This is a genomic window from Rhodoblastus sp. (genome assembly GCF_052145335.1).
GTDB lineage: Bacteria > Pseudomonadota > Alphaproteobacteria > Rhizobiales > Beijerinckiaceae > Rhodoblastus.
In genome coordinates this window covers 1-10142 of sequence record NZ_JBKQOU010000051.1, presented here as the reverse complement: position 1 = coordinate 10142, position 10142 = coordinate 1, and the positions used below count along the sequence as shown (strand labels likewise).

Sequence of the window (10142 nt, the reverse complement as noted above, 5' to 3'; positions counted from 1 at the left end):
CGTGGGCGAGAAGTTCGTCAGGAACGATTTCGTCGCGCGTGCGCAACTCGTCGACGGCGCGGCCAAGATAGACGGTGTTCCAGAGGATGATGGCGGCGACGGCGAGATTGAGGCCGGAGGCGCGGTAGCGCTGGTTTTCGAACGTGCGGTCGCGGATTTCGCCGAGGCGATGGAAAAACACTGCGCGCGCCAGGGCGTTGCGCGCCTCGCCTTTGTTGAGGCCGGCGTTGGTCCGTCGGCGCAGAGCTGGATCGCTGATCCAGTCGAGCATGAACAGTGTGCGCTCCAATCGGCCGATTTCCTTGAGTGATTTTGCGAGCGCGTTCTGTCGTGGATAAGCCGCGAGACGGCGTAGGATCGCCGAAGGCGCGACGGTTCCCGCCTTGATCGAAGCCGCCAGACGCAGGATCTCGTCCCAATTCTCGGCGATGACGCGCACGTCGATTGCCCCGCCGATCAAAGGATCGAACGCTTTGTAGGCTGTGCGCGCGCCGACGATATGAAGCCTCCGGTCGGCGAGATCACGGATGCGCGGCGCGAAACGAAATCCGAGCAGGTGGCAGAGGCCGAACACGTGATCGATCGCGCCGGCGGTGTCGGTGTAGTGCTCGCAAATGTCGATCGAGCTCTCGTGGTGCAGGAGCCCGTCGAGAACATGCGCGGCCTCGCTGGCGTTGGCTGCGATGACCTTGGAATGGAACGGCGCATAACGATCGGAGACGTGGGTGTAGAACTTCACACCAGGTTCCGAGCCATACTTGGCGTTGTGGTCGGCGCGCGCTTCGCCGTGGCCTCCGGCCCTGAAAAACTGGCCGTCCGATGACGAGGTGTCGCCGTCGCCCCAGACCTTTGTGAAGGGATGCGCGTGAATCGCATCGACGAGGCAGGCGAGCGCCGCCTGATAGGTCTCGTCGCGCACATGCCATTCGGCGGTCCAGAGCAGCTTCGAATGCGTGGAGACAGTGGAGCTGCGCGCCATCCGCGCGAGGCCGAGATTGGTGGCGTCGGCGAGCAAGGCGGTCATCAGCGCGAGAATGTCCTCCGGCGGCGCGCCGCTGCGCAGATGGAGAAAGCGCTCCGAGAAGCCCGTCCAACCATGCACTTCCGCGAGGACCTCGGTGATGCGCAGACGCGGCAGCATGCCGTAGAGCCGGCGTGTCATGACGTCGGCTTCTGCGTTCTCGTTCTTGCGGATGGGGCTGATCGACAATCCTTCTGTCGTGAGCGTCGCGTCGGGCAGCTCGCCGGCGGCTGCGAGCGCGTCGACCTCGCGAAGGCGGGTTTCCAAAAACTTGGTCTTCTCGTCACGCCAATCCTCGAAACGATCGGCGACGGCGAGGCCCAGCTCGCCGTCGCGTTGCCGCCTCGCGAACACGTCGGGCGGCAAAAGAAAGTCGTCGAAGGTGCGAAACGCCCGGCTGCCTTCGACCCATACGTCGCCTGCTTGCAAGCGGTCGCGCAACGTCATCATGACCGCGACCTCATAGGCCCTGCGATCGACGCAGGAGTCGGCTCTCACGAGCTTGCGCCATGTCGGCGACAGGAACGCCATCGGCGGGTGCGCCGGAAATTTCCTCGGGCCGTTCGCATGAATCTCGCGAAGCACGTTCAGCGCGTCGAGCAGGGCGTCGCCGGATTTCCAGGAGCGGAACGTGAACGTGCCGAGCAGAACAGAGGAAACGTGCCGCACCGTGGCATGGCGCTCCACGACCTCCTGCAGATTGTCCGTGCGCGCGTTGGCGACCGCCTTGTCTGCTTCCTCGACGAGTGCCTTCAGGCGCTTCCAGCCGAGAGCGCGCTCCACGGCCGCAACCTGGTCTTCTCCCTTGTCCTTGGCCGCCAACATGGCTTTAGCCATGCCGAGCAACACCCGTGTCGGAGCGTCGAGCGCCTTGGCGCGCGCGACGACATTCTCCTTGTGCTTGTTCTCGGCGCGGCGGAACACGGAGCCGAGCATCTTGCCGAACATGGCGAGAGCGGCGTCGGTGAGGATCGCTTCCATCTCACGCGCGAACACCACGAGCGTCGCCGAGTCAGTCAGCCGGAAACCGTATGATCTGTCCGAACACGGCGAGCATGACCGAGATGGTCTCCGCGGCGGTCTTTCCCGCAAGCCTCGCGGCCAGCGTGACGCGGGATTTTCGTTCGCGCCGATTTCCATGGCGAATGGAATTACACGATCGCTCCATCGGACCAATTACGCGAAGCGGTTGTTTCCTGACGGGCGCTTAGCCCGGCACCCACAGGCGGAAAACCGCCTTAAAATCGGCTATACTGGGCCAACGTGACAAAGCCCGTTGGACGCTTTGTCCTGATTATCTGCGGCCGCCATGACCACCGCCGCCCGGATGACCACCGCCGCCCGGATGACCACCGCCAACCGGATGACCACCGCCGCCCGGATGACCGCCGCCGCCCGGATGACCGCCGCCCATAAATCCGCCAATCGCACCGCTCAGACGGCCTCTCATCGCGCCCCCAAGGTGGCTAGCAAGATGGCCTCCCACGGCCGCGCCACGAGCGCCGCCTCCTTGCCCTAGCTGCCTGTCGCGAGAACCGCCGCCGCGCCAGCCGTTCCAGCCGGACCCGCCGCCCCAGCCTATGCCTTCATCCCAAGCGTATCCGCACCAATACCATCCAGGGCCCTGCCATCCGTCATCATACCAGCAATAATTTTGGCCATCGAAGACGAACTGGGCTTCTTGGATAACGGAGCTCTCGATAAAAGGGATGCGGGCGCCGATCGCCGCTTCAGAGGAGTTTGCAATCGGCAGGGCGACGCCCGCCAAGAATGCAACTGAGAAAGCTAGTTTACTAGACATGGCCGAATTCCCCTTCCTGGAGAGCCGCCGAAGCAAATGCAAGCTACTCGGGGCTTTCAGCGCGTCAGCGCTGCGAATCACCTCGCTCCGGCATAGAAACCAATTTTTCTAGTATTTGCAGGGTTATGTCTGCGCAAAGCTTCATCGGTTCTTCGTCGGCGCATTTGACGTCAACCGCCGCGTCTCCGTCTTGGAGACGAAAGTGAGCGCCCTTAGATGGAGATGGAATCATTGGCGGCAACGGCCTGCTTCCTGCCGGGATCGGCGCGCTCGGCGGAGGGGGCGCCGCAGTCTGCGCAAAAGCTGCCCCCATCATGACTGAAAACACACCGCCCGCTATGAGAAGTTTATTCATAGAACTCTCCCGTTTCGGCGTCGATGGACCCGTTTCTCGAGAACTGGCTCCAGAGCGGATCAATCTAGAACACCGGCGCGCGCCGCGACAGGATCGGAAACTACTTAGCTTCTCACTTGTGGAGATTCTGCGCGATGGCGCCGCAGTCGTTCCCCGGGGGGCCGGCATTGACACCTTGACACGCTGAACTCGCGCCGGCACCAGCAGCATTGAGTTCTCGAGTCAGGCCGCGGCAACCCTCGCGCCGCTCCAGACGTTGTGAGCCTTAGCCCGAAACTGCCGATGCGTTGGTGGCCATAGTGCAGGGCCGAGGCCGACTTGCCGGGTCGACCTCTATCTTTCACGCACGTAGGTTCCTGGGGCGTCACAGAGCGGCAGCAAGTTGCGCGCGCCCATCGTTGGCGGATCGACCCGCATACCGGAATGGCGGTCGAGCCATGCGTCCCACTCCAGCCACCACGATCCATCTTGAGGAGCCGTGTCGTGTTCCCATTCATCCGGACCGAGCGTCCGGGCGCCGGCTTCACGGACGCGAATGCGGAAATGGCGGTGGGGGTGGCCGGGTTCGCTGACGATGCCCGCGTTGTGGCCGCCGGAGGTCAGCACGAAAGTCAGTTCGCCGTCGTTCAGCAGGCTGAGCTTAAACACCGAACGCCAGGGCGCGATGTGGTCGTGCTCGGTCCCCACGACAAATAGCGGCAGCTTCATGTCGTCCAGTGCCACCGGCCGGCCGCCGACCCGAAAGCGGCCCTCGGCGAGGTCGTTCTTGAGAAACAGGCCCCGCAAATATTCGATGTGCATGCGCGCCGGTAGACGTGTGCCGTCGGCATTCCAGGCCATCAGATCGTTCGGCTCTACTTGCTCACCGACGAGGTAGTCGCGGATCGCGTGGGACCAGACGAGGTCGTTCGAGCGCAGCATTTGGAACGAGCCGCCCATCTGAGCGCTGCTCAGATATCCTCGCGTCCGCATGATGTCGTCAAGAAAATCGAGCTGGTCCGTGGTGATGAACAGCTGCAGTTCGCCGGCCTCGGTGAAATCGGTCTGAGCGGCGAACAGCGAGAGACTGGCCAGCCGATCATCGCCGTCGCGCGCCATGGCGGCGGCGGCGATGGTCAGCAACGTGCCACCGAGACAATAGCCGGTGGCGTGGATTTTCGCATCGCCACAGATCGTCTGCACGGCGTCGATGGCCGCCATGACGCCCTGCGCCCGATAATCATCGAACGATGTATCGCGCATCTCCGCGCCGGGATTGCGCCAGGAGATCGCAAACACAGTGCGCCCCTGCCCCGCGAGCCAACGGATCAGCGAATTGCCCGGCGACAAGTCGAGGATGTAGTATTTCATGATCCAGGCGGGAACGATCAGCAGCGGCTCCGCGCTCACGGTGGGGGTCGTTGGAGCATACTGGATTAGCTCGATCAGCGCATTTCGAAACACGACCTTGCCGGGCGTGGCGGCGAGGTCGACCCCAAGCGTAAAGGCGTCGGCTAACGCGCCGCCATGCGCTGCAGTTGCGTCCCGCAGCAAGTTACGCAGTCCTTCCGTGAGGTTGGCGCCGCGGCTGGCGCGGGTGGCCTCGATCACTTCGGGGTTAAGCCAAGGCACGTTGGATGGCGACACCAGATCGAGCCATTGCCGCACACTGAAAGCGACGATGCGTTCATTGTGCGGATCGACTCCGCGCTGACTGCGCACGACGCTGTCGCGCCATTCCTCGCCGAGCAGCACTGCCTGAGTGATCAGACGGTAAGGGGGCTGCCGCCATGCGGGATGCGCGAAGCGATGGTCGCCCGGCAGCGGAGAGATCGCCTTTTCTCCTCCGACTGCAATACGCCAAAGGCGGAACCACTGCTCTATAGCCGTGCGCCCCAACTCCGCCGTCTGAAACGGCGCATTCGCCGCATGCGCGGCCCAATCCAGGCAGGCGAGACCGAGCGTGCTCGGCGAAGTCCCGCCGGTGAAACGGCTTTGCCAGTCGTGTAGGATGCGATCGAAGTCGGCTGCCTTAGTCACGAACGGAGGCGACGGCGGCGGAGGCAGAATTTCCGGGGGTGACCCCGATGGGAAAACGGGCGTGAACACAGCGGTCATAGCGTCACTTCCTTAGCCAACATCCATCATAGCCGGCCCTGCCAGAGCTGAGATTGTCGCTTTTGACGACTTTTTACAACTCGAAGTCGTCGGCGCGCCAACTGCTTGGCTTCCCGTCGGCGAGCAGCGCAATCGATCCGCGCGATAGCCCTGAAGCCCTCTATTGTTTCGAGCCCCCACGACACTCACATTACCGCCCAAGCTCGGTAGCGCCCGCGTCCCGTCAACTCGCGAAGGTTCGACAAAAGCTCGTCAAGCATGATTGTCGCCGCCTGTTGCGACACCCCGAGTCGCTTCGCGGCGAACAGGACGCTGACGATGGGCGAAGTTAGACACAGCTCGACGAGGCGCGGCAATTTGGAATTCGCTCTTTTGCCCTGACATTTCCGCAGCAAAAGCTCACGCGCAAAGGTCAATCTGTCGAGCTCTTTCATATCGGCGTCGCCATCGCCTCAATCGCCTGAGTAAAGCCGATCAGCCGGCTGGCCGCATCGTGCTGGCGAGAATGGCGATATTTAGCGCGACGCAAGCCGGCGTGAATCGCCGCGAGATGATGGCGTGTCTTGCCTCGCGCCTGCAACAGAGCAGCAATGAGCAAGGGGCCAAGCCGGGCGCGATGCTGCAAGCGATCGATAGCCTCCCACGCATCGAAAGCAAAGGCCGCCGCCATCACCGGCGGCAAGGCGCGGGTTTCCTCAACCGCATGGCGCCATTCGGAGAGTCGCGCCTCTTCGTCCCAATCCTCGTCGTAAATCAATCCCGAGTTTTCTCGCAGCACGGGAAAGGCTTTAGGCACCCTTACGACTCGCGGTTTCCTTCTTTGGAGGCTTTCGGACACCGGCCTCAGAGTCGCGCGAAGGCAAGCGTTCGGGAAGGGCTCGCATCCGAACCCCTTCACAATTCCGGACATTGTCTGTCCCCCGCAACTTTGCTAGAAGAATTGCCATGGAGAAAAAGAGGATCATCAAATGGCGGAGCAAACCGCAGAAACATGATTATCCGGCCGCCGCCTCATACCTGAGCCTTATTTTAGGAGAACAAGCGGCCGAGAATGCCGCGAAGGAATTGGAAAGCGCGGAGATGTCGAAATTTCCCGCAAAGGACATTTTTAGGGCGTCCATGTTATCGCTGCTCGGAGTGAGCAATAGTCACGTCGAAAGAGATCGTGCAAAAATCATTCGCGACGAAAAGCTATCGCCACTCTTGTTGTTCAGGGACAAGCGAAACGGCAAGCTGATAATCGCCGACGGCTATCACCGTCTATGCGCGGTTTACACATTTGATGAGAATGCCATGATTCCTTGCAAGATCGCCGGACCGGATTGAGATCATCCAACTCTTACGCGAGGACATCATGGTAATCACACACCGTCATCCAACCGAATCGACAGCGCAGCAACGTATGCTGGACGGATCAGCCGCACCTGATTTCTTGGAATCGGCTCATGAATGGCGGCGCCTTTTCGCTGAAACCTGGGGCACGTTCCTTCTCGTCGTCGTCGCGGCCGGCGCCGATGTCGTCGGCGCCCTGAGTGGCGGAGCGATCTCACTGGGGATGAAGGTCGTCGCGCCAGGCATGATGGTCATGGTGATCATCTATTTCATGGGCACTGTCAGTGGCGCCCATTTAAATCCGGCAGTTACCTTGGCGTTCGCGGCGCGGCGCAATTTCCCCTGGTCTCGGGTGCCGGGGTATCTCTTGGCGCAGACCGTCGGGGGCGTAGCCGCGGCTTCCTTTCTCCGAGCGATGTTCGGCACACAGGGGTTACTTGGCGCCACGACGCCCGGCGCGGGCGCGGGCGATTTCAAGGCGCTCGCCATGGAGGTGCTATTGACCACCGGGTTGGTCAGCACGATTCTTGGCACCGCCTCGGGCGCCCGTAATATCGGCTCCAACGGCGCTCTCGCGGTTGGCGGCTATATCGCTTTGGCCGGCCTCTGGGCAGCGCCGATCAGCGGCGCTTCAATGAACCCGGTGCGTTCGTTCGCGCCCGACCTGATCCGCGGCGACCTGAGCACGACGTGGATCTATGTCGTAGGTCCCATACTAGGAGGCATAATCGCGGTCGGGTTCGAATGGATCCTCAAAGGCAGACCGACCGCAGCCGGCGCGTTGGCGGCGCGGGGCGATTTGACCCCCACTTAAACACCTAATTTTAGCAAGCCTCTAATTTTCATCAATTTACGGCGAGATTCAAGGCGGCGTGGCACTATGCTTGGGGCGGCCTCGGCGTTTTGGGGCGGATTTTGTGGAGGCCGCGGGCTTCGGCGGGGCGCGGTTTGTCGGGCTCGCGGCGGCAGCGCGACATGGGCTTGGCGGAACAAAGCGGCGATCGTCCGCGCCGCGTCGGTGCGCACCATCCAATCGGCGCCATGATACTGGACCGACTGGCGCACGGCGCCGTCGACGCGCTTGTTTTCGACGATCTGCACATAGGCGCGTTCGCCGGACTTTTTGAGGCGGAAGAACATGGGCCCTCGCAACAGAGCACCACGGAATCAGATTCCGAGTCCATAAACAAGCCTATAAAACAGGCAAACGTGGCACCACATTTTGGAAAAATCCAGGCTCCAAATAAACAATATCAATGGGTTGCAAGCGCCATTCCGGCGTTTACTGTTCAACTCGGGTTATGGCGGAGCGCCATCCGCTGGGCCGACGGACTCATTACGCCTTGGGAAAGCCCAGGCGAGATCCGGCGGTCGCCGCCTTATATCGCGCGGAGATGGCAATCCCGTCCAAACGGTTTGACGACAACGCCCGCGGCCCGTGATTGCACGCCAATCAAATTTTGGCTAATTCTGAACAATGCACGGCGCCGAACGAAACTTTGCTCGCCTCACCGTAGGCGCGAGGAGATCCTCATACGTCGCCGGGGCGAGAGCGCCGAGAGCGCGATGCATTTGTTTCTCCTATCTAGCGCGACGCCGAAGAAGGTTTGCGCGGCCCTTGCTTCATCTCGCCGCCGCCAAACCTCGCCTTCGCGATGTGCCGAGGTCTTCCGGCGCGTGCCGAGCAAGGGAGCTTAATCATGGCGCATAGCCTCGCCGTTGCTTTGCCGCAACTCATGGACGCCGATCGGAGATGACGCCATTGCGACCGACGAAGCCATCCGCCTCGATCGGCCTTGACGCCGATCCAAACGCGACGCCCAGACTTTTCGTCTCCACGACGAACTCCCTCTCAGCCGGCTTTGCCGCGAAATACGCCGCCCGAATCGACGAAGCTTTGTTCCTCGCCTTTCTCTCGGCTTTGGCCTGGACGCCGTTCTGGTTCGGCTCCAATCGACCGCTGGCGTGGGGCGTTAACGCGGTCGGATTCGGAGCCCTCGCCCTGCTCTATGAAATCGGCTTGCTTGCGACGCTTCGGCGCCATCCGGTGGCGGTGCGCCGCATCTGGTTCGCGGCTCTGGCTTTCGCCACCGTTTGCGGCTGGTCATTCATGCAAGTCGCCTCCTTCATCCCGATCGGCAATCAGCACCCGATCTGGCAGATGGCGCGCGAGACACTGGGACGCGATCTGCCCGGCTCCATCAGTGTCAATCGCGACGACACTGTTATCGCTCTGTTGCGCTTCGTCACCTGCGGTCTAACCTTCTGGTTGGCGTTGCAGCTCTGCCGCTCGCCCACGCGAGCGCGCCGCCTCGTTCAGGCGATCGCCGCTATTGGCGGGCTTTACGCAACCTATGGAGTCGTCGCTTTTTTCCTATTCCCGCGCACGATTCTTTGGTTCGATAAACTCTATTACTTGGATTCAGTGACCTCGAGCTTCATCAACCGCAATTCCTACGCCACCTATGCCGGCCTCGGTCTAATGGCGAGTTTCGCCGTCACCGCGAGCCTGTTTTTGCGTCGCGGCGAGCTTCAAAGCGTCGGCGTTGGCCGCAAAATGGCTCACCTTATCGCCTTAATCGTTGGTCCGGGGGGGCTCTGGATCGTCTGCGCCTTCATCGTCGGCGTCGCTCTAATCCTGACCGGTTCGCGCGGAGGTTTTTTTGCGACGCTGGGCGGCTTATTGACTTGCCTGCTGCTTGTGGGCGTTCGCGGCAGGAACAACGCCGTCAGTGTCGGCTTTGGCTCGTTGATAATCGGACTGGCGATTGGCGCCGCCTTTTTCAATTTTGGCGATTATCTCGCCGATCGACTGGCTACCAACGGTCTTGCAAACGACGCTCGCCTAGCGATCTACAGCTTGACTTGGAATTCGATCGTCGATGCGCCGCTGCTAGGCTTCGGAGACGGAACTTTTGCGGAGATTTTTCCGATGTATCGAGACACCACCATCGACTTCTTCAACTTTTGGGACAAGGCGCATAACAGCTATCTCGAATTATTGCAGGGCCTTGGCGTCCCAATGGCGTTATTTCTTCTCGCCGCCATTGCCCTGCTTGCTGGGCGTTGTGTTTTCGCCGCGCTGACGCGGCGAAATTCCGTCGCCGCTCCGCTCGCCGCGAGCGCCGCCACGGTGATCGTCGGCCTACACTCCTTCATCGATTTCAGTCTGCAAATCCAGGCGGTGGCCTTGGTCTGGGTTACGCTGCTCGGCGCCGGAACGGCGCAATCGTGGAGCAGCAAAATCGCCACCGATCGTTAGACGCGCCCTCCGCCACGAAACAACGGACAGGAACCTCGCTGTCGCGGGGGTGAAGACGGCCGAAGTCGCAATTGCGCCAAGAAGGCCTGGTAAGTCCCCGTTAACCGCGACTTGGTGAGTTTGTTTTAACTGTGGTATGTGGCTTGCTTCGGACGCCTGCTCGGGAAACATTCGCCAATGCATGGAAATATCCCTTTGAAATTGGCGCAAGTCGCTGAAGGCTCGGATGGTTCCGATGCGATCGATTTGCGTCAGCTGCAGGATTTTTTTTGGC

The 10142-nt window shown here is 61.3% G+C and carries 8 protein-coding genes; 4 read left to right on the top strand and 4 right to left on the bottom strand.

Features of this window, described 5'->3' with window-relative positions:
* A partial coding sequence (locus ACLP2E_RS03460; protein WP_442465160.1) for a Tn3 family transposase occupies positions 1 to 2020 on the bottom strand: 2020 nt, incomplete at its 3' end.
* 310 nt (positions 2021 to 2330) lie between these two features.
* On the opposite strand from ACLP2E_RS03460, the gene ACLP2E_RS03455 reads away from it, so the two are divergent.
* The gene (locus ACLP2E_RS03455) at positions 2331 to 2540 is read left to right on the top strand and encodes a hypothetical protein (RefSeq protein WP_442465159.1); all 210 of its coding nucleotides are present in this window, start codon (positions 2331 to 2333) and stop codon (positions 2538 to 2540) included.
* A 970-nt stretch (positions 2541 to 3510) separates the two neighbouring features.
* Here the strand turns inward: ACLP2E_RS03455 and ACLP2E_RS03450 are convergent.
* From ACLP2E_RS03450 to ACLP2E_RS03440, 3 genes are all read right to left on the bottom strand, one after another.
* On the bottom strand, positions 3511 to 5274 hold the full coding sequence (locus tag ACLP2E_RS03450) for a PHA/PHB synthase family protein (RefSeq protein ID WP_442465158.1): 1764 nt from the start codon (positions 5272 to 5274) through the stop codon (positions 3511 to 3513).
* Between the two features lie 185 nt (positions 5275 to 5459).
* Positions 5460 to 5708 (bottom strand): helix-turn-helix domain-containing protein, encoded by a 249-nt coding sequence (locus tag ACLP2E_RS03445; protein WP_442465157.1) that lies wholly within the window; start codon positions 5706 to 5708, stop codon positions 5460 to 5462.
* Entirely contained in the window at positions 5705 to 6070 is a 366-nt protein-coding gene (locus ACLP2E_RS03440) for a DUF1612 domain-containing protein (protein WP_442465156.1), read from the bottom strand. Before ACLP2E_RS03440 ends, ACLP2E_RS03445 begins: the two co-directional genes overlap by 4 nt.
* 149 nt (positions 6071 to 6219) lie before the next feature.
* On the opposite strand from ACLP2E_RS03440, the gene ACLP2E_RS03435 reads away from it, so the two are divergent.
* The 3 genes from ACLP2E_RS03435 (at position 6220) to ACLP2E_RS03425 (ending at position 9868) form a co-directional block, all read left to right on the top strand.
* Positions 6220 to 6600, top strand: coding sequence for a hypothetical protein (locus ACLP2E_RS03435; RefSeq protein ID WP_442465155.1), 381 nt, complete (start codon positions 6220 to 6222; stop codon positions 6598 to 6600).
* Between the two features lie 106 nt (positions 6601 to 6706).
* The gene (locus tag ACLP2E_RS03430; protein WP_442465154.1) at positions 6707 to 7420 is read left to right on the top strand and encodes an MIP/aquaporin family protein; all 714 of its coding nucleotides are present in this window, start codon (positions 6707 to 6709) and stop codon (positions 7418 to 7420) included.
* 948 nt (positions 7421 to 8368) lie between these two features.
* Positions 8369 to 9868, top strand: a complete 1500-nt coding sequence (locus tag ACLP2E_RS03425; RefSeq protein ID WP_442465153.1) for an O-antigen ligase family protein — start codon at positions 8369 to 8371, stop codon at positions 9866 to 9868.
* Positions 9869 to 10142: the final 274 nt, after the last annotated feature.

Coding starts and splice junctions, on each gene's coding strand:
- ACLP2E_RS03455 (WP_442465159.1), top strand. CDS start 2,331: ATGACCACCGCCGCCCGGATGACCACCGCCGCCCGGATGACCACCGCC.
- ACLP2E_RS03450 (WP_442465158.1), bottom strand. CDS start 5,274: ATGACCGCTGTGTTCACGCCCGTTTTCCCATCGGGGTCACCCCCGGAA.
- ACLP2E_RS03445 (WP_442465157.1), bottom strand. CDS start 5,708: ATGAAAGAGCTCGACAGATTGACCTTTGCGCGTGAGCTTTTGCTGCGG.
- ACLP2E_RS03435 (WP_442465155.1), top strand. CDS start 6,220: ATGGAGAAAAAGAGGATCATCAAATGGCGGAGCAAACCGCAGAAACAT.